Annotated in this window: 16 protein-coding genes; 13 read left to right on the forward strand and 3 right to left on the reverse strand. The window is 70.1% G+C overall.

Annotated features, from left to right (window positions below):
• Positions 1-19: 19 nt before the first annotated feature.
• From ACIPY8_RS05655 to ACIPY8_RS05690, 8 genes are all read left to right on the forward strand, one after another.
• Positions 20-883: a ketose-bisphosphate aldolase gene (locus ACIPY8_RS05655; protein ID WP_400815889.1), complete on the forward strand. Its 864-nt coding sequence runs from the start codon at positions 20-22 to the stop codon at positions 881-883.
• Between the two features lie 28 nt (positions 884-911).
• Positions 912-2,138: an ADP-dependent glucokinase/phosphofructokinase gene (locus ACIPY8_RS05660; protein ID WP_400815892.1), complete on the forward strand. Its 1,227-nt coding sequence runs from the start codon at positions 912-914 to the stop codon at positions 2,136-2,138.
• Positions 2,135-3,112 carry a class I mannose-6-phosphate isomerase gene (locus tag ACIPY8_RS05665; RefSeq protein ID WP_400815894.1) on the forward strand — a complete coding sequence of 326 codons (978 nt, stop codon included), beginning with the start codon at positions 2,135-2,137 and terminating at the stop codon, positions 3,110-3,112. Before ACIPY8_RS05660 ends, ACIPY8_RS05665 begins: the two co-directional genes overlap by 4 nt.
• Before the next feature lie 41 nt (positions 3,113-3,153).
• Positions 3,154-3,666, forward strand: a complete 513-nt coding sequence (locus ACIPY8_RS05670; RefSeq protein WP_400815897.1) for a DUF3817 domain-containing protein — start codon at positions 3,154-3,156, stop codon at positions 3,664-3,666.
• On the forward strand, positions 3,663-5,249 hold the full coding sequence (guaA, locus tag ACIPY8_RS05675) for a glutamine-hydrolyzing GMP synthase (RefSeq protein ID WP_400815900.1): 1,587 nt from the start codon (positions 3,663-3,665) through the stop codon (positions 5,247-5,249). Before ACIPY8_RS05670 ends, guaA begins: the two co-directional genes overlap by 4 nt.
• 84 nt (positions 5,250-5,333) lie before the next feature.
• The gene (locus ACIPY8_RS05680; protein ID WP_400815902.1) at positions 5,334-6,272 is read left to right on the forward strand and encodes an L-lactate dehydrogenase; all 939 of its coding nucleotides are present in this window, start codon (positions 5,334-5,336) and stop codon (positions 6,270-6,272) included.
• A 113-nt stretch (positions 6,273-6,385) separates the two neighbouring features.
• Positions 6,386-6,811: a YciI family protein gene (locus tag ACIPY8_RS05685; protein WP_400815903.1), complete on the forward strand. Its 426-nt coding sequence runs from the start codon at positions 6,386-6,388 to the stop codon at positions 6,809-6,811.
• A gap of 1 nt (position 6,812) precedes the next feature.
• A complete protein-coding gene (locus ACIPY8_RS05690) occupies positions 6,813-8,105 on the forward strand; it encodes an RNA polymerase sigma factor (RefSeq protein ID WP_400815906.1) in 1,293 nt (430 codons plus the stop codon).
• A 67-nt stretch (positions 8,106-8,172) separates the two neighbouring features.
• Here ACIPY8_RS05690 and ACIPY8_RS05695 read toward each other — a convergent pair whose 3' ends face one another.
• Positions 8,173-8,445: a GlsB/YeaQ/YmgE family stress response membrane protein gene (locus tag ACIPY8_RS05695; RefSeq protein WP_400815908.1), complete on the reverse strand. Its 273-nt coding sequence runs from the start codon at positions 8,443-8,445 to the stop codon at positions 8,173-8,175.
• A gap of 156 nt (positions 8,446-8,601) precedes the next feature.
• The gene (locus ACIPY8_RS05700; RefSeq protein WP_400815911.1) at positions 8,602-9,522 is read right to left on the reverse strand and encodes a Bax inhibitor-1/YccA family protein; all 921 of its coding nucleotides are present in this window, start codon (positions 9,520-9,522) and stop codon (positions 8,602-8,604) included.
• A gap of 88 nt (positions 9,523-9,610) precedes the next feature.
• Here ACIPY8_RS05700 and ACIPY8_RS05705 point away from each other — a divergent pair, with 88 nt between their 5' ends.
• Complete coding sequence (locus ACIPY8_RS05705; RefSeq protein ID WP_400815914.1) at positions 9,611-10,597, forward strand: glycerophosphodiester phosphodiesterase family protein; 987 nt, start codon at positions 9,611-9,613, stop codon at positions 10,595-10,597.
• A gap of 10 nt (positions 10,598-10,607) precedes the next feature.
• Here the strand turns inward: ACIPY8_RS05705 and ACIPY8_RS05710 are convergent, their stop codons facing one another.
• Entirely contained in the window at positions 10,608-11,063 is a 456-nt protein-coding gene (locus ACIPY8_RS05710) for a hemerythrin domain-containing protein (RefSeq protein WP_400815916.1), read from the reverse strand.
• A 92-nt stretch (positions 11,064-11,155) separates the two neighbouring features.
• On the opposite strand from ACIPY8_RS05710, the gene ACIPY8_RS05715 reads away from it, so the two are divergent.
• From ACIPY8_RS05715 to ACIPY8_RS05730, 4 genes are all read left to right on the forward strand, one after another.
• Positions 11,156-12,166 carry an ABC transporter ATP-binding protein gene (locus ACIPY8_RS05715; RefSeq protein WP_400815918.1) on the forward strand — a complete coding sequence of 337 codons (1,011 nt, stop codon included), beginning with the start codon at positions 11,156-11,158 and terminating at the stop codon, positions 12,164-12,166.
• Positions 12,163-13,188 (forward strand): ABC transporter permease, encoded by a 1,026-nt coding sequence (locus ACIPY8_RS05720; RefSeq protein ID WP_400815921.1) that lies wholly within the window; start codon positions 12,163-12,165, stop codon positions 13,186-13,188. Before ACIPY8_RS05715 ends, ACIPY8_RS05720 begins: the two co-directional genes overlap by 4 nt.
• A 130-nt stretch (positions 13,189-13,318) precedes the next feature.
• Positions 13,319-16,417, forward strand: coding sequence for a lamin tail domain-containing protein (locus tag ACIPY8_RS05725; RefSeq protein WP_400815923.1), 3,099 nt, complete (start codon positions 13,319-13,321; stop codon positions 16,415-16,417).
• Between the two features lie 98 nt (positions 16,418-16,515).
• Complete coding sequence (locus ACIPY8_RS05730) at positions 16,516-18,969, forward strand: ATP-dependent helicase (RefSeq protein ID WP_400815925.1); 2,454 nt, start codon at positions 16,516-16,518, stop codon at positions 18,967-18,969.
• Positions 18,970-18,995 lie beyond the last annotated feature (26 nt).

An 18,995-nucleotide genomic window follows, 5' to 3' on the forward strand; every position in this document is an offset into this window, starting at 1 on the left:
CACGAAACAGGAGAATCACGTGCTCTACACCGGCAAATCCATCCTCGACGTCGCCAACGAGAACAACTTCGCCATCCCCGCGTTCAACATCAGCGACTGGGCGATGTTCAACGGCGTCATCGACATCAGCGAGGAACTGGACGCCCCCGTCATCATCGCGATCCACCCCGACGAGGTCTCGCACATCACGACCGACCTCATCGCGGCGATGCATTCGCGGGCCCACCGCGCCAGCGTCCCGGTCGCGATCCACTGGGACCACGGCGGCACGTACGAGCAGATCATCCAGGCGATCAAGGCCGGGTTCACGTCGGTCATGATCGACGCCTCCCTGCTGCCCTTCGACGAGAACGTCGCGCTGACGCGCAAGGTCGTCGAGGCCGCGCACGCCGTGGGCATCCAGGTGGAGGGCGAGCTCGGCACGATCGGGGCGAACGACAGCTACGGCGAGTCGGGTGCCGCGGAGATCATCTACACGAACCCGGACGACGCCGTGCGCTTCGTGCAGGAGACCGGCGTCGACAGCCTCGCGATCGCGATCGGCACCTCGCACGGTCTGTACCCGAGCGACAAGAACCCCGAGCTGCGCCACGACCTGCTGGAGCAGATCAAGGCGGCTGTCAGGATCCCGCTCGTGCTGCACGGCGGCTCCTCGAACCCGGACTCCGAGCTGAGTCGCGCGGTGGAGCTGGGCGTCAACAAGATCAACATCTCGAGCGACATCAAGGTCTCGTACCACAACCGGATGCGCGAGGTCCTCGGCACGGACGAGCGTCTGCGCGAGCCGAACGCGATCCAGCCCGAGCCGATCGCCGCCATGAAGGTCACGGCGGCCGAGAAGATCCGCCTGTTCGGGGCCGACGGCAAGGCGTCGCTGTACTGAGCGGCGGTCTCGGAGGATGATCGGCGACGTGGACAGGACGCTCGTACTCGGACTCGGCGGCACCGTCGACTACGAGCTGCAGTGGGACTCGGCGGTGCTCGACCGGCTGGCGCACGAGCACGGGGTGCGGCGGCACGAGCTCACGACCACGGCGCCGATCGTCGACGAGCGGTCGCTGCTCGTCGCGATCGTGGCGTTCGTCGCCTCGGGGGCGGGGGGTGAGCGGTTCGTCGCCTCCTCCGAGGTGGTGGAGGCGTTCGCCGCGCACTTCGAACGTGCGGTCACGCTGGGCGGGACAGGGGTGCGGGCGGGGCTCGTGCTCGATGCGCTCGGAGTCCCCAGCACGCAGCATCTCGTGAGCATCGACGACACCGTGCGACGGCTGCTCCCGGCATCCCTCTCGTACGTGTGCTCGGCGACGGAGGACACGCTCGACCCGCACCTGATCGTGCAGTACCCGGTGGGGGCGCGGATCCGCCTCACCGACGGCGACGTCCTGTCGCCCGCACCGAACCGGCTCATCTTCGCGAACGACCCGCCGAACAGGACCATGCTGCTCGCCGACGATCTCGCGGCCGAGCTCACGCGGGCCGAGGCGTTCCTCGTCTCGGGCTTCAACACGATGCAGGACCACGATCTGCTGGAGCAGCGTCTCGCGACGCTGCGGGAAGCCATGCGCGCACTGCCGGACGACGCGCTGGTCTACTACGAGGACGCGGGGTTCTACACGCGCTCCTTCGCGGAGACCGCGCGGCAGCGGCTGCTCGAGCGGATCGACGTGTACGGAATGAACGAGGACGAGCTGCAGGAGTACCTCGGTCGCTCCGTGAACCTGCTCGACCCCGCGGACGTCATCCGCGCCCTCGCCGAGGTGCGAGAGGTCGTCCCGGCGCCGGCCCTGGTCGTGCACACGCGCTACTGGGCGATCGCGGTCGGGCCGGATGCCGCGCGCCACCGAGTCGCGCTGGAGAGCGCGGTGCGCGTCGCCGCGACCCGGTACCGCGTGGGCGACCGGCTCACCGCCGCCGACGTCGCCGAGACGGCGTCCCTTCCCCGCCATGCCGGGGGCGCGGCGGTCGTCGCAGCGGTCGAGGCCGCGGTCGACGGCGCGACGGGGATCGCCGCGCACGCGCTCGACGTCGACATGCCGACCACGATCGGCCTCGGCGACTCGTTCGTGGGAGGTTTCCTGGCCGGGTCCGTCCGCCCCGCTGTCGTCGCACCGTCCACCGTTCGACAGAAGGAGTCCGCATGAGGCCGCTGGCCCTGCCCTCGAACCGCCCGCCCGAGCGCTTCTACCGCGGAGGGGCGCGCATCAGCGCGTTCCGCGGCGAGATCGGCGACGCCCCGCGCGAGCCGGAGGACTGGATCGGGTCGGTCACGACCATCAACGGCGAGTCCGCGCTCGGTCTGACGCGGCTGCCCGACGGCCGCCTCCTGCGCGATGCGGTGGCCGCCGACCCGGTGGCCTGGCTCGGCGACGAGCACGTGCGACGCTGGGGCGACGACACCCGCCTGCTCGTGAAGCTGCTCGACGCCGGACAGCGACTCCCCGTGCACGCGCATCCGCACGACGAGTTCGCGGCGACGCACCTCGGACGGGCGCACGGCAAGGCAGAGGCCTGGTACATCCTTCAGGGCGGCACGGTGCACGTCGGGCTGCGGGAGGACGTGGATGCCGCGGAGCTCGCGGATCTGGTCGAGCGGCAGGATGTCTCGGCGCTCCTCGGACTCCTGCACGAGATCGAGGTGGCCGCGGGGGACGTCGTGTGGGTCCCTCCGGGGGAGCTGCACGCGATCGGCGCCGGCGTCCTGCTCCTCGAACTGCAGCAGCCGGAAGACCTCTCGATCCTCCTGGAGTGGCAGGGCTTCGCGATCGACGGTCCGGCGCTCGGGCACCTCGGTCTCGGGTTCGACCTCGCGCTCGCCGCGGTGAACACGCGCGGACGCGCGACGGACGAGGTCTACGAGCTCGTGCGCACGGCCCCGGCATCCGGCTCGGTGTTCCCGGCAGCGGCCGACCGGTACTTCCGGCTCGAACGGATCCCGGTCGGCGGCGATGCCGTGGTCGACGCCGGATTCTCGATCGTCGTGGTGAGTCGCGGCGATCTCGTGCTGGGGGAGGAGCGGGTGTCCGCGGGGTCGACCGTGCTCGTCCCGCATGACGCCGGAGCCCTGACGGCGACCGGCGAGGGCGAGCTGCTCGTGGCCCGTCCGCCCGCGCCCTGAGGCCGGATCGGGGGCTCGGCCGCGCCGACTAGACTGGACGCATGCCCGAACCGAAAGTCGCCAGCTTTCCGGCGATCCGTGGTGCGCTGAAGTTCTACCAGATCGCGTCGATCATCACCGGAGTCATGCTGCTCCTGCTGCTGACCGAGATGGTGCTCAAGTACACGCCGATCCACCTCGAACTCTTCCTCGGCGGATCCGGGGGAGCGCTCTGGTTCGCCGGCGTCCTCGCCGGGCCGGACTGCCAGTGGTGGTCGCTGTTCGCGCCGATGACGAACTCGTGCGAGATGACCTCGCTGGGCGACGGGTTCAACCTCTCGCTCTTCATCCTGGTCGCGCACGGCTGGTTCTACGTCGTCTACCTCTTCGCCTGCTTCCGCATGTGGAGCCTGATGCGCTGGCGTTTCCCGCGCTTCATCCTGCTCGCCCTCGGCGGTGTGATCCCGCTCCTGTCGTTCTTCATGGAAGCCGTCGTGGCGCGTGAAGTGAAGACCTACCTCGCCACCAGAGAGGCCGCTGAGGCCTCCGCCCCCGCCCCGGAAGGTGTCCGTTGACCGAACAGTCCGAGACCCAGCAGCGCCCCGCCCTCGTCGTCGACTTCGGCGCGCAGTACGCGCAGCTGATCGCCCGCCGCGTGCGCGAGGCCGGCGTCTACAGCGAGATCGTGCCGCACACGGCCACGGCCGCCGAGATCGCCGAGAAGAACCCGGTCGCGATCATCCTCTCCGGCGGACCCTCGTCGGTGTACGAGGAGGGCGCCCCGCGCCTCGACCCGGCGGTGTTCGAGCTCGGCGTGCCGACCCTCGGCATCTGCTACGGCTTCCAGTACATGGCGCAGACGCTCGGCGGCGAGGTCGCGAACACGGGCCTGCGCGAGTACGGTGCGACCGACGCGGTCGTCTCGGGCGACGGCGGCACGCTGCTCGGCGGCCAGCCGGCCGAGCAGAACGTGTGGATGAGCCACGGCGACCAGGTCGCCAGCGCGCCGGAGGGCTTCGAGGTCCTCGCGACGACGAGCGCCACCAAGGTCGCCGCCTTCGCCGACGAGGAGCGCCGCTTCTACGGCGTGCAGTGGCACCCCGAGGTCAAGCACTCCGACCACGGTCAGCGCGTGCTGGAGAACTTCCTCCACAAGGGTGCGGGTCTCGCGTCCGACTGGAACAGCGGCAACGTGATCGCCGAGCAGGTCGAGCGCATCCGCGAGCAGGTCGGCGACGCGCGCGTCATCTCCGCGCTGTCCGGCGGCGTCGACTCCGCCGTCTCCACGGCCCTCGTGCACAAGGCGATCGGCGATCAGCTCACGGCGGTGTTCGTCGACCACGGCCTCCTCCGCAAGGGCGAGCGCGAGCAGGTCGAGAAGGACTACGTCGAGTCCACCGGTGTGCGCCTCATCACGGTCGACGCGGCGGACACGTTCCTCGGCCATCTCGAGGGGGTCACCGACCCCGAGGAGAAGCGCAAGATCATCGGCCGCGAGTTCATCCGCGCGTTCGAGAAGGTGCAGCTCGACCTCGTCGCCGAGGCCAAGGCCGACGGCGGCGCCCCGGTCAAGTTCCTCGTGCAGGGCACGCTCTACCCCGACGTCGTCGAGTCCGGCGGCGGCGCCGGCACCGCGAACATCAAGTCGCACCACAACGTGGGCGGACTCCCCGACGACCTCGACTTCGAGCTCATCGAGCCGCTGCGCGCCCTGTTCAAGGACGAGGTGCGTGCGATCGGCCGCGAGCTCGGCATCCCCGAGGCGATCGTCGGCCGCCAGCCGTTCCCCGGCCCCGGCCTCGGCATCCGCATCATCGGCGAGGTCACGAAGGACCGCCTGGAGATCCTGCGCGAGGCCGACGCCATCGCCCGCGAGGAGCTCACCAAGGCCGGCCTCGACCAGGAGATCTGGCAGTGCCCCGTCGTGCTGCTCGCCGACGTCCGCTCGGTCGGCGTCCAGGGCGACGGCCGCACGTACGGCCATCCGATCGTGCTGCGCCCCGTATCCAGCGAGGACGCCATGACCGCCGACTGGACGCGTCTGCCCTACGACGTGCTGTCGAGGATCTCGAACCGCATCACGAACAGCGTCCGCGACGTCAACCGCGTCGTGCTCGACGTGACCTCCAAGCCGCCGGGGACCATCGAGTGGGAGTGAGCGCTGCTCCTCCCTCACCATGAACGAACGGGCACGGACCTCAGGGTCTGTGCCCGTTCGCATGTCTTCGGGCAGGATGGCCTCATGACCTCGGCCAGGACGAAACTCACGGTGATCGGTGCGGGAAGCGTGGGGGTGAGCGTCGCCTACGCCGCGCTCATCCGGGGGAGTGCGGCCGAAGTCGCGCTGTACGATATCGCGACCGCGAAGGTGGATGCCGAGGTGCTCGACCTCGCGCACGGCACGCAGTTCACGGCCGCCGCGGTGAGCGGAGGCTCGGATCTGTCGGCGGTCGACGGCAGCGACGTGGTGGTCGTCACGGCCGGCGCCAAGCAGCAGCCCGGTCAGACCCGCATGGAGTTGGCGAGCACGAACGCCCGACTGCTGGAGCGTCTGCTGCCGCAGCTGGTCCAGCGGGCGCCGTCGGCCGTGTTCCTGATCGTCACGAATCCCGCTGACGTCATGACGGTCGTGGCGCAGCGCGTCACGGGGCTTCCGCCTCACCGGGTCTTCGGCTCGGGCACGGTGCTCGACACGTCGCGACTGCGGTGGCGCCTGGCCCACCGTGCGCAGGTCAGCACGGCGAGCGTGCACGCCGACATCGTGGGCGAGCACGGCGACACGGAATTCCCGCTGTGGTCGAACGCGACGATCGGCTCGGTGCCGATCCTCGACTGGCCGGGCGACGAGCGGTTCACCGTCGAGGAGCTCGACCGGATCGCGATCGAGGTGCGCGACGCGGCCTACGCCGTGATCCAGGGCAAGGGCGCGACGAACCTGGCGATCGGCGTGAGCTGTGCCCGCATCGCCGAGGCCGTGCTGCGCGACGAACGCGCGGTGCTGCCCGTCGCGACCGTGCTCGACGGCGAGTACGGCATCCACGGCGTCGCGCTGTCGGTGCCGTCGGTGGTGGGCGCCGCGGGTGCGATGCCGCTGGGCGAGACGCCCATGAACGAACGCGAACTCGGCCTCCTGCGCGCCTCCGCCGACGCGATCCGCACCGCCGTCGATGCGCTCGGCTGAGCTCTCGGAAACATTCTCGAAAAAGTTCACGGGCGATGTCGATCCGCGTCGTTCCCGTTCGACGTCTTCAATGAGAGGGTCGAATCACGGCCCCACCGAACAGGAGAGACACCATGAAGTACATGCTGATCATGCGCGCGACCGACGAGGCCGTCGAGGCGTACAAGGACATGCCCTTCGAGCAGGTCATCGAGGCGATGGGCAAGTACAACGAGTCGATGATCAAGGCCGGCGTGCTCGCGGCGGGCGAGGGGCTGACCGATGCGGCCGAAGGCTTCGTCGTCGACTTCAGCGCCGAGACGCCGCTCATCACCGACGGCCCCTACGGCGAGACCAAGGAGCTGTTCAACGGCTTCTGGATTCTCGAGGTGTCGAGTCGCGAGGAGGCCGCCGAATGGGCGAGCCGAGCCCCTCTCGGCAAGGGGTCCTTCCTCGAGGTGCGCCGCGTCACTGACGCCTCGGACTTCCCCGCCGACAACGAGTGGATCCAGAAGGAAGAGGGCTGGCGCGAGGAGCAGGCGCAGCGCGCCCAGCAGTGAGATGACCGACTCACACGACAGCGAGACGGCGCGCTCCGTTCCCGACAGGGGAGCAGCGGAGCGCGCCGTCGCCGCCGTGTGGCGCATCGAGTCGGCGAAGATCGTCGCGACGCTCACCCGCATGGTCGGCGACTTCGGGCTCGCGGAGGACCTCGCACAGGAGGCTCTCGTGGATGCGCTGCAGCAGTGGCCCGAGGACGGCGTACCCCGCAACGGCGCCGCGTGGCTCACCGCCGTCGCGAAGCGCAAGGCCGTCGACGGATGGCGGCGGCGCGAGAGACTCGACGACCGGATCGCGGTGCTCGCGCACGATCTGGAGCGCGAGCAGGACGAAGCCGCGGACGCGCTGCCCTGGGACCCGGATGCCGTCGACGACGACGTGCTCCGCCTGATCTTCATCTCGTGCCACCCCGTGCTGTCGCGCGAGGCGCAGGTGGCGCTCACGCTGCGGGTGGTCGGCGGTCTGTCGAGCGAGGAGATCGCGCGGGCGTTCCTCGTGCCCACCGCGACCGTGCAGCAGCGCATCGTGCGGGCGAAGAAGACCCTCGCGGCTGCGCACGTGCCGTTCGAGATGCCGCCGCGCGAGGAGCACGCCGCACGTCTCGGCGCAGTGCTCGGCGTGCTGTACCTGATCTTCAACGAGGGCCACGCGGCGTCGAGCGGTGCCGACTGGATGCGGCCCGAGCTCAGCGTCGAGGCGATCCGGCTCACACGCGTGCTCGCGGCGCTCATGCCGACGGAGCGCGAGGTGCACAGTCTGCTGGCGCTCGAGGAGCTCACCGCCGCGCGGTTCCCCGCGCGGGTGGACGCGCACGGCGACCCGGTGCTGCTCGCCGACCAGGACCGCCGACGGTGGGATCGGAGCCGCATCGCGCGGGGCCGCGACGCTCTGGCGACCGCCGATGCCCGGGGCTCGGGCCGCGGTGCCTACGGGCTGCAGGCGGCGATCGCCGAGTGCCACGCGGTCGCCCCCTCCGTCGAGGAGACCGACTGGGATCGCATCGTGCTCCTCTACGAGGCTCTCGGACGTCTCGCGCCGTCGCCCGTGGTCGAGCTGAACCGAGCCGCGGCGGTTGCGATGGCGACGGGCCCGGCATCCGCGCTGCGGATCGTCGACGGGCTCTCCGCCTCGGGGGCGCTGCGCGGGTACCACCTGCTGCCTGCGACGCGCGGCGAGCTGCTCCTGAGACTGGGGCGGGTGGACGAGGCCCGCAGCGAGTTCGCCACGGCCGCATCTCTCGCCGGGAACGACCGGGAGCGGGCGCTGCTCGAGGCGAAGGCCGCGGAGGCCTGAGCACATGAGAGCCCCCTCGGCTGATCCGAGGGGGCTCTCTGCTGTGCCGCCGCGCGTGCGGCTCAGGTCAGGCGCGCGACTTGCTGCCGCGTCCGACGATCAGGCCGTAGATCAGCAGGACGATGATCGATCCGCCGATCGCGAGGAGCCACGAGCGGATGTCGAAGAACCCGCCCATGTCGACGCTGAAGAGGGCGGAACCGAGCCAACCGCCGAGCAGCGCTCCGACGACTCCGAGCAGCAGGGTCACGAACCATCCGCCGCCCTGCTTCCCCGGAAGGATCAGCTTGGCGATGGCCCCGGCGATGAGGCCGAGAAGAAGAAAGCCGAGAAAACTCATGGTCAGCTCCGATCGGTCGGAGCCCCGGGGTGCCGGGGCTTCATGAGTTCCAGGATGACGACAGACTCGGCGTCGGGCCAACCCCTTGCGCCGCCGGTGCCGGATATGGCAAAAGCCCGCCTCCCCGGAGGGAGACGGGCCTCTCGACCACTGCGGTCAGTTGTTGCCGCGGGCGATCGCGATGATGCGCAGGATCTCGACGTAGAGCCAGACGACCGTGACCATGATGCCGAAGGCGCCGAGCCAGCCGTACTTGCGGGGAGCGCCGTTGCGGACGCCCTGCTGGATCTGGTCGAAGTCGAGCACCAGCGAGTAGGCGGCCATGATGACCACGAGGACGCCGATGATGAGACCGAGCGGGATGCCGAAGATCGGCTGGCTGAAGAGGCCGAACATGTTCTGGTTGACTCCGGTCCACATCAGGACCAGGTTCAGGAGCGAGAACACGCCGTAGCCGATCAGCGCGATCATGAAGACCTTCGTGGCCTTCTTCGAGGCGCGGATCTTGCCGCTCGCGAACAGCGCGAGCGTGACACCCACGACGGCGATGGTCGCGAGCGTGGCCTGCGTGACGATGCCCGGCCAGCGGACCTCGAAGAACGCCGAGATGCCGCCGATGAAGAGACCCTCGAAGGCCGCGTAGGCGAAGATCAGCGCGGGACGCACCTTCTTGCGCGACGTGAACGCGACGACCATGGCGAGGACGAAGCCGCCCAGCGCACCGATGATCCACGGGAGCATGTTGACGGCCGCGGCGTTGTACGGGTCGTAGCGCGGAGCGCTGAGGCCGCCGAGCGTCCAGACCCAGCCGACGGCCGCGGTGACGAGCAGGATGCCGAACAGACCGGCCGTCTTCCAGACCGTGTCCTCGACCGACATGCGGTCGGTCTCGAGCGAACCGGCCGGGGGAGCGGCGTACATGCCCTCCAGCTGCGCGTTCGCGGCGGCGTCCATGGTCCCGTGCTGGAACGATGCGGCCTGTGCCCCCTGAGCGCCCTGAGGCGCACCGGGGTAGGTCGCGACATTCCGCGGATCCTGCTGCTGGAACGCCGGATTGTTGAAAGCGAAATTGCTCATCGTGGGCCTCACTCCAAAGGGGGTTGTAGGTCGCTTTCCTCAACGATACCCGCCCTGGCGTGTCGCGCGGGTGTCTTACGCTGTGAGCGTGCCAAGGAAATCCCCCCTCGTCATCGGCCACCGCGGTGCGCCCGGATACCGGCCGGAGCACACCCGCTCCTCGTACGAGCTCGCGCTCGCGATGGGGGTGGATGCCGTCGAGCCCGACGTCGTGGCGACGAAGGACGGCGTGCTCGTCGTCCGCCACGAGAACGAGATCTCGGGCACGACCGACGTCGCGGCCCACCCGGAGTTCGCGGACCGCAGGACGACCAAGCGCGTCGACGGCGAAGCGCTGACCGGCTGGTTCACCGAGGACTTCACCTGGGACGAGCTGTCGATCCTGCGCAGCCGCGAACGCCTGCCCGAGGTGCGGCTGTCGAGCGCGAGCTTCGACGGAGCGCAGGCGATCCTGCGTCTCGTCGACGTGCTCGACATCGTGCGCGAGGGCTCGGTCGAGCACGGCCGCGAGATCGGCGTCGTCCTCGAGGTCAAGCACGCGACCTACTTCGAGGGGATCGGGATATCGCTCGCCCCGCTCATCGAACGCGACCTGCGGGCGTCCGGCTGGGCCGACGGCGAGCTGCCGCTCGTGATCGAGTCGTTCGAGTCCACGGTGCTCGGCCAGCTCCGCGAGCGCGGGATATCGGCCTCCTACATCTACCTGATCGAGGCGGGCGGGCGTCCGTACGATCAGTTCGCGGCGCACGGCACCCGCGCCCGGACGTATAAGGCCACGGTGGAGCCGAAGGGCCTCGACGACCTCGTCGGCTCCGTCGACGGCATCAGCGTCGACAAGAAGATGCTGCTGGCACGGGGCAACACGATCGTCGCCGACGCGCACGCCCGGGGACTCCAGGTGTTCACGTGGACCTGCCGGCCGGAGAACCGCTTCCTCACGGCGGAGTTCCGCGGAGCCGGCGGCAAGGAGGCGTACGGCGACTACGAGGCCGAGTGGGGCGTGATCGCCCGCTCCGGCGTCGACGGGGTCTTCGTGGACCATCCCGATCTGGGCGTGGCCTTCTTCCGTTCCTGACCGGCGGCGGTCAGAGCGGTCCGAGGACGTCGGCGACCGGATGCTCGAGGTGCAGCCGCCGCAGCGGTTCGAGGATCTCGCGCTCCTCGAACCGGAAGTGCGACTCCATGATCGCGCCGACGCCGTCGAGATGACGCTCGATCGTCTCGCGGTCGGCTCCGGCGGCTTCGCGCAGACCTGCGAGCAGGTGCGTGAGCATCGAATGGTCCTGCATGAGCTTGTCGATCACCGCGTTCAACTCCGGATGCTCCGCGCGGAGCGCCGGGAACAGCAGGTGGTCCTCACTGCGGTGATGCCCGTCCAGCGCCGAGCAGAAGCCGATGCAGAACAGCGTGAGCTCTGCCGCGGCATCCGGTCCGGCGTTCCCGTCCTCGAGGGCCTCACGCGTAGCGTCGAGCGCCGCACGGAGCCGGGTGTGCGCTCGGCGAAGCTCCTCGTCCCAGGCGATCAGGCGGTCGGCATCCATCCGCAGCAGTCTAGGACCGACGCCCCTGAGACTCCGCACCGCCCGTGCCCGGCCTCCCCGCGACGGTCTCGACGAGATGGCACACTGGCCGCATGACCGGAATCGTCGTCGACAACGTCAGCCGCTCCTTCGGGTCCGTCCAGGCGGTGCGCGGCGCCACCCTGCGCGCGGTACCCGGTCGCGTCACGGGGCTCGTCGGCCCCAACGGCGCCGGGAAGACCACCCTGCTGCTGATGCTGTCGTCGCTGCTCGCGCCGGACGGCGGACGAATCAGCATCGAGGGCGTCGATCCGGTGCAGGATCCACTCGCCGCACGGCGGCTCCTCGGTTGGATGCCCGATGCGCTCGGCGCCTGGCCGTCGCTCACGGCACGCGAGACCATCTCCACGACCGGACGACTGTACGGGATGACCACGAGCGAGGCCCGGGCGCGTGCCGAGGAGCTGCTCGCGCTCGTCGGCCTCGTCGAGCTGGCCGATGCGCCGGCCAAGGTCCTGTCCCGCGGGCAGAAGCAGAAGCTGGGCCTCGCCCGTGCGCTCGTGCACGACCCCCGGGTGCTGATGCTCGACGAGCCGGCCTCCGGTCTCGACCCCGAGGCGCGGGTGCAGCTGCGTCTGCTGCTGCGCCGCCTGGCCGCCGAGGGGCGCACCGTGCTGATCTCCAGCCACATTCTTTCGGAGCTCGAGGAGGTCGTCGACGACGCTGTGTTCCTCGTCGCAGGCGCGGTCGTCGACGCGCGCGCCGCGCAGGCGACGGCCCGCGCCTGGCGCGTCCGCATCGTCGGAGCCGACCAGGCACGCCAGTCCGCAGACGTCTGGCAGATCGTCTCCGCCCTCGGCATCCCGCACGAGACGGTCGGCGCCGACCGCGGCGAAGTCCTCGTGCCGTTCGCGACCGAGGACAGCGCGGCGGAGGGTCTGCGGACGCTCGTGTCGGCCGGTCTGCGCGTTGCGGAGTTCGCCCCGGCGCAGAGCGCGCTCGAGCACACGTTCCTCGCGCTCCACCGCCCTCCGACCGCGGCAGCGCCCCCGGCGCCGTCCGCTCCTCCGGGCCGGCCCGCCCCTCCGATCGCATCCCGACCGGCCGAGGAGGCCGGAGCATGAGCCTCACGAACATCGGCATCATCGCGCGGCTCGAACTGACGCAGCGCCTGCGCAGCGTCGGCTGGTACGTGCTGCTCGGTGTGTTCGCCGTCATCCTCATCGGCGTCACGCTGCTGTCCTTCGCCGTGTACGCCTGGGGCGAGTTCATCGGCGCCGGCGTGTTCTCCATCGTCGTCAACATGGTGCTGCTCCTCGTCGTCCTGGTGTCGCCGACGCTGAGCGGCAACGCGATCAACGGCGACCGCGACGCGGCGACCCTCGCTGCCGTGCAGGTCACCGCGGCGTCCACCGGCGACATCATGCTCGGCAAGCTCCTCGCGGCGGTGGCGACCGGTGGAGCGTTCCTCCTCGTCGCGCTGCCGTTCCTCGCGATCGCGCTGCTCGGCGGGGGAGCGAGCCCGCTCGTGCTCGCCGTCTCGCTCCTCGTGCTCATCGCCGAGATCGTGATCGTCGCCGCGATCGGCGTCGCGCTGAGCGGACTCATCGCGCGCCCCCTGTTCTCGGTCGCAGCCACCTACCTCGTCGTCGCGGGGCTCGTGCTCGGCACCGTCATCGCCTTCGGTCTGGGCGGGATGGCGATCCGCACCGAAGTGTCGCAGGACATGCACGCCTACGACGAGCGCACCGGCGAGGTGGATTGCGAGGCGGTGACGGGAACGACCTCGTACGATGTGCCACGCTTCGACCTCGTGTGGTGGGCGCTCGCCGCGAACCCGTTCGTGGTGCTGGCCGACGCGACCCCCACGGAGTACTCGGCCGAGGGGTACCCGGTCGACATGTTCGGCCAGATCAAGCTCGGCGTGCGCTCGGCGCAGCGGAACCCGGTCATACAGAACTGGGACGAGTGCGGGGCGGACTTCTACGAATACCCGACGCCCCGGGAGATCATCGACTCCACGGTGCCGAGCTGGTTCGTCGGCCTGGGGGTGCAGGTCGTGCTCGCGGGCGGGCTGTTCGCCGGGGCGTGGGCGCGCACGCGGACCCCTGCGAAGAGGCTCCCTCCGGGGACGCGCATCGCCTGACCGACGGGAGGCCCGCGTGGCGTGGGAACGGACACTGCGTGTTCACCCGCCGTCCACCCGGTCGACGCCGCGCGGCCACGCGCAGTCGGTGGTCTGGGGGAACACCCGTCTGCATCCCCTCAGGAGATCCATGTCCCGCCTGCGCTCCGCTGCGGCGATCACGACGGTCTGCGCCCTCAGCGCGGCCGCCCTGCTCGCCGTCCCTCTCGCCGCCGCCGGTGCCGAACCCGGCATCCGCATCAACGAGGTCGAGTCCGACGGGGGAACCCCCGGCGACTGGATCGAGTTCCTCAACACGTCCGCGGCCCCCGTGGACCTCGGCGGCTTCGTCGTGAAGGACAACAAGGACGACAGCTCCTACGTGTTCCCCGAAGGCACCGTCGTGGAGGCCGGCGCCTACCTCGTCATCGATCAGCTCGAGGCCGGCGTGGGCGACTTCGATTTCGGACTCGGCAAGGACGACCAGGTGCGCCTGTTCGACCCGAACGGCGTCATCGTCGACGAGACGACCTGGACCGGGCACGCGCCACAGACCTGGGGAGTGCGCGACGTCGACGGGGGCGTGGAGTGGGGCGCGACCTCGGAGTCGACCCGGGGCGCGGCGAACATCTTCGCCGCCGACGACCCCGTCGGCGGATCGATCGTCATCAACGAGGTCGACTCGCAGCCGTCCGACTGGGTCGAGTTCTACAACCCGGGCGACCAGCCGCTCGACATCTCGGGATACGAGATCCGCGACAACTCCGACGATCACCGCTGGCAGTTCCTCTCCGGCACGGAGATCGAACCCGGGGAGTTCCTCGTCGTCGACGAAGCCTCGGTCGGGATGGTCGGCGGCGTCGAGACGCCGTTCCGCGAACCGATCGGCATCGGCAGTGCCGACCGCATCCGTCTGTACGACGCCGCCGGCACGATGATCGACGACACGCTCCCGTGGACGGGGCACGCAGCGATCGACGGGGACTTCGCCGCCGCGACGCTCGCACGCTGCCCCGACGGCAAGGGAGCGTTCATGCTCGCCTACGAGACCCGCGGTGCTGCGAACTCCTGCGTCATGCCCGACGTGGTCATCAACGAGATCGAGTCGGACGGCGGGACGCCCGGCGACTGGGTCGAGGTCGTCAACGTCGGCAGCACGCCGGTCGACATGGCCGGATGGTCGGTCATGGATGACGACCCGGTCGGCCACGCCGCCGAGACCACCCCGCTCACGGACGGCAGCATCCTCGCCCCCGGCGCGTACTTCGTGTTCGACCAGAACGTGAACTTCGTCTTCGGCCTCGGCAACGGCGACACCGTCACGTTGCGCGACGCGAACGGCAACACGGTCGACGAGCACGTCTACGCCGCCCACGCCGCCGGTGTCCTCGCCCGGTGCGCGGACGGCACCGGCGACTTCGTCGACATCGCGGTCTCCACCAAGGGCCTGCGCAACGCGTGCGGCAACCCCGTGCGCATCAACGAGGTCGAGTCCGACGGCGGGACCCCCGGCGACTGGATCGAGCTCGTCAACCCGACCACGACCGCCCTCGACGTCTCGGGCATCGTGGTGAAGGACGACGACGACACCCACGTCCACACGATCCCGGCCGGCACGACGATCGCCGCCGGCGGCTACCTCGTGATCGAGGGTGCCGATCTCGGCTTCGGCCTCGGCGGCGGCGACACCGTGCGCGTCTTCGACGGCGACCTGCTCGTCGACTCCACGACGTGGGGTGCGGGCCACGCGGCCACGACCTGGGGCCGCTGCCCCGACACCACCGGCGCGTTCGCCGTGACGGAGGAGTCGACCAAGGGTGCGCCCAACGTGTGCGTCGGCGAGATCGCGGTCTCGCCGTGGCCCGGATCGGCGGACGTCCGCGTGCTCGACACCGCCCCCACGTTCCTGGAGGACAGCTCGGGCCTCGACATCCAGGAGACCGCCGACGGCGCCTTCCTCTGGGCCGTCGACAACGGCGAGGGACGCATCTGGAAGCTCGAGGCGCACGCCGACGGCTCGTTCTCGACGATCTCCGGATGGGAGTCGGGCAAGCGCGTGCGCTTCCAGAAGGACGCGTCGAACCCCTCGGCCGCCGGCCCCGACACCGAGGGCATCACGGTCGACGGGGACGGCTTCGTCTACGTGGCGTCGGAGCGCGACAACAGCGCCAAGGGCGTCAACCTCAACACGGTCCTCAAGGTCGACCCCGAGGCCGCTGCGGGCGATCTCGTCGCGCAGCAGGAATGGGACCTCACGTCCCTGCTCCCCGCTGTCGGCGCGAACCTCGGCATGGAGGCGGTGCAGTGGGTGCCGGACTCGGCGCTCGACGGCAAGCTCTTCGACCGGAACACCGGCGCCGCCTACGACTCCACCGACTACGCGGGTCACGGCGACGGCCTGTTCTTCGTGGCGGTCGAGGACAACGGCCACGTCTACGGCTTCGCGCTCGGCGCCGACGGCTCGGCGACGCTCGTGTCGGAGATCGCCCCGGGACTCGCCGGCGTCATGGCGCTCGACTACGACAGCGTGCTCGGCGTTCTGTGGGCCGTGTGCGACGACGGCTGCCAGGGCCGCTCGGCGCAGATCACGCTGAACGGGACGGACGAGCCCGGGATCGCGCACTTCGCCCGTCCCGCCGGGATGCCCGACATCAACAATGAGGGCTTCGCCACCGCGCCGGCCTCGCTCGCGGTGGACGGCCAGCGCCCCGTGTGGTGGTTCGCCGACGGCTACGCCAGCGAGGCGCTGCGCGCCGGCACGCTGCCCGCGACCGCCGGCGAGAACCCCGGAGGCGAGAACCCCGGAGGCGAGAACCCCGGGGGAGAGAGCCCGGGGCAGACCCCGCCCCTGCCGGGATCGGCGCTGACGGACGACAACCGGAACGGCGTCACGGTGAATCCGAGCGTCGCTGGTCGCGGCGATCGCGTCACGATCTCGCTCGGTGCCGACCGCGCCGGCGAGGGCATCGCGGTGTGGATGTACTCCGACCCGGTGCTCCTCGCGAGCGGAGCGGCGTCCGCCGGCGGCACGTACACCGTCACGATCCCGACCGACGCGCCGCTCGGTGCGCACCGGATCGCCGTCTACACCGCGTCCGGTCAGCTCGTCGGGTGGGCGGACCTCCGCATCACGGCGGGCGGCGCGCTCGCCGTCACGGGTGCGGAGACCCCCGTGGTCGGCATCCTGCTGGCGATCGCGCTGCTCGTGGCGGGTGCGGCAGCGATCCGTCGCCGCCGTCAGACCGCGTGACGGCATGACGGCGAGCGGGCGGGGCGCACACGCGTCCCGCCCGCTCGCCGTCTCCGACGGACTGCGGTGTCGGTGCCTCGGCCTAGACTCTTAAGGTCATGACAGAAGCCCCGCTCATCGTTCCCGGATCCGTCGGCCCGCGCTCCTCGGGGGCCGAGGGGCAGGACGACCTCCTCGCCGGTCTCAACCCGCAGCAGCTCGAGGCCGTGACCTATCGCGGTCCGGCGCTGCTCATCGTCGCCGGCGCAGGATCGGGCAAGACCAGCGTGCTCACGCGGCGCATCGCCTCGCTGCTGCGGTCGCGCGAGGCGTGGCCAAGCCAGATCCTCGCGATCACCTTCACGAACAAGGCCGCGGGCGAGATGCGCGAGCGCGTCGAGGGGATCATCGGCGACGCGGCGCGAGGGATGTGGATCTCGACGTTCCACTCCGCCTGCGTCCGGATCCTCCGCCGCGAGGCGCAGCAGTTCGGCTTCACGAAGTCGTTCACGATCTACGACTCCGGCGATTCGCGTGCGCTCATCAAGCGCCTCGTCAAGGAGCACGAGGCGGACGCCTACGGTCTGACCCCGGCCTCGGTGCAGTCGCGCATCTCGAAGCTCAAGAACGAGCTGTCGGATGCCGAGGCCTACGCGCGCCAGGCGAACATGAGCGACCCCGCCGAGCGGATCTTCGTCGAGCTCTTCACCGACTATCAGCGCCAGCTGCAGAAGGCCAACGCCTTCGATTTCGACGACCTGATCGGGCAGACGGTCTATCTGTTCCGGGCGTTCCCGCAGGTCGCCGACACCTATCGCCGCCGCTTCCGCCACATCCTCGTCGACGAGTACCAGGACACGAACCACGCCCAGTACGCGCTGATCCACGAGCTGACGAGGCCCGTGTCGGGCGACGCTCCCGACCCGTATGCCTCGAACGGCATGATGATCTTCGAACCGGAGACGACTCCCGAGCTCGAAGGGGCGTCGCTCACCGTCGTCGGCGACTCCGACCAGTCGATCTACGCCTTCCGCGGCGCCGACATCCGCAACATCAGCGAGTTCGAGCGCGATTTCCCGGGCGCGCGCGTCGTGCTCCTCGAGCAGAACTACCGGTCGACGCAGAACATCCTGTCGGCGGCGAACTCCGTGATCGGCAACAACTTCGATCGCAAGGACAAGAAGCTCTGGAGCGACAAGGGCGACGGTGACAAGATCATCGGGTTCACCGGCTACTCGCAGCACGACGAGGCCCAGTTCGTGGCCGACGAGGTCGAGCAGCTGCGTCGCGCGGGTATGCCCTACGCCGAGATGGCGGTCTTCTACCGCACGAACTCGCAGTCCCGTGCGCTGGAGGAGATCTTCATCCGCTCGGCCGTGCCGTACAAGATCATGGGCGGCACGAAGTTCTACGAGCGCGCCGAGATCAAGGACGCCCTCGCGTACCTCGTCGCCGTGGCGAACCCCGCCGACGAGATGGCGGTGCGCCGCATCCTCAACAAGCCCCGTCGCGGCATCGGCGACGTGACAGAGACCGCGATCGCGCGCTTCGCCGAGGAGCACGGCATCACCTTCCGCCAGGCGCTCTCGGTGCCGGGACAGCTCGGCGTCGGACCGAAGATCCAGGCCGCTATCGCGCAGCTCGACGCCACGCTCGCCGAGGCCACCGAGATCATGCTCCCGGCGTCCGGCGAGGTGCCCCCACCCACCTCGGTCGCCGACGGACTCGGCGTGCTGCTCTCGAAGAGCGGCTACCTGGACTCCCTCCGTGCGAGCCGCGATCCGCAGGATGAGGCGCGCGTCGAGAACCTCGACGAGTTCGTCGCCGTCGCACGGGACTTCGCGCGCAACAACCCCGAGGGCACGATCGTCGACTTCCTCACCGAGGTGGCCCTGGTCTCCGATGCCGACGACCTCGACGACGAGTCGGGCACCGTCTCCCTCATGACCATGCACACGGCCAAGGGCCTCGAGTACGACGCGGTGTTCGTGACCGGCGTCGAGGAGGACCTCATCCCGCACCGCATCTCGGCGGGGGAGCCGGGCGGTCCGCAGGAGGAGCGTCGACTGTTCTACGTCGGGATCACCCGGGCGCGCAAGCGTCTGCACCTGTCGCTCGCGATGACCCGCGCGCAGTTCGGCGAGGTGTCGGTCGCGATGCCCAGCCGCTTCCTGCAGGAGATCCCCGCCGGCCTCATCGACTGGCGCCAGTCGCCGGGCGATGTGAACTCCCGAGGCGGCATGCAGTCGCGAGCACTGAACGCCCGTCGCGCCGGAGGCTTCGGCGGAAGCGGCTCGAACGACCGCTTCGGCGTCAAGCCGCTTCCCGGCCGCGATGCGCTCAAGCCCCTGTCGACCGCGATGGACAAGTTCCCGAACCGCGTGACCGCCAAGATGCGCGACAACGGCGACCTCGAACTCTCCGCGGGCGACCGCATCCGGCACTCCGACTTCGGCGAGGGCCGCGTCGACGCGGTGACGGGTGAGGGCGCGAAGCGCATCGCGCACGTGCGGTTCGACTCGGCCGGTCAGAAGAAGCTGCTCATCAAGGTCGCTCCGATCGAGAAGATCTAGAGGTTCTGCGGGTTAGGCTGGCTGAT

This window comes from Microbacterium sp. NPDC089696, from assembly GCF_044749125.1.
Lineage (GTDB): Bacteria > Actinomycetota > Actinomycetes > Actinomycetales > Microbacteriaceae > Microbacterium.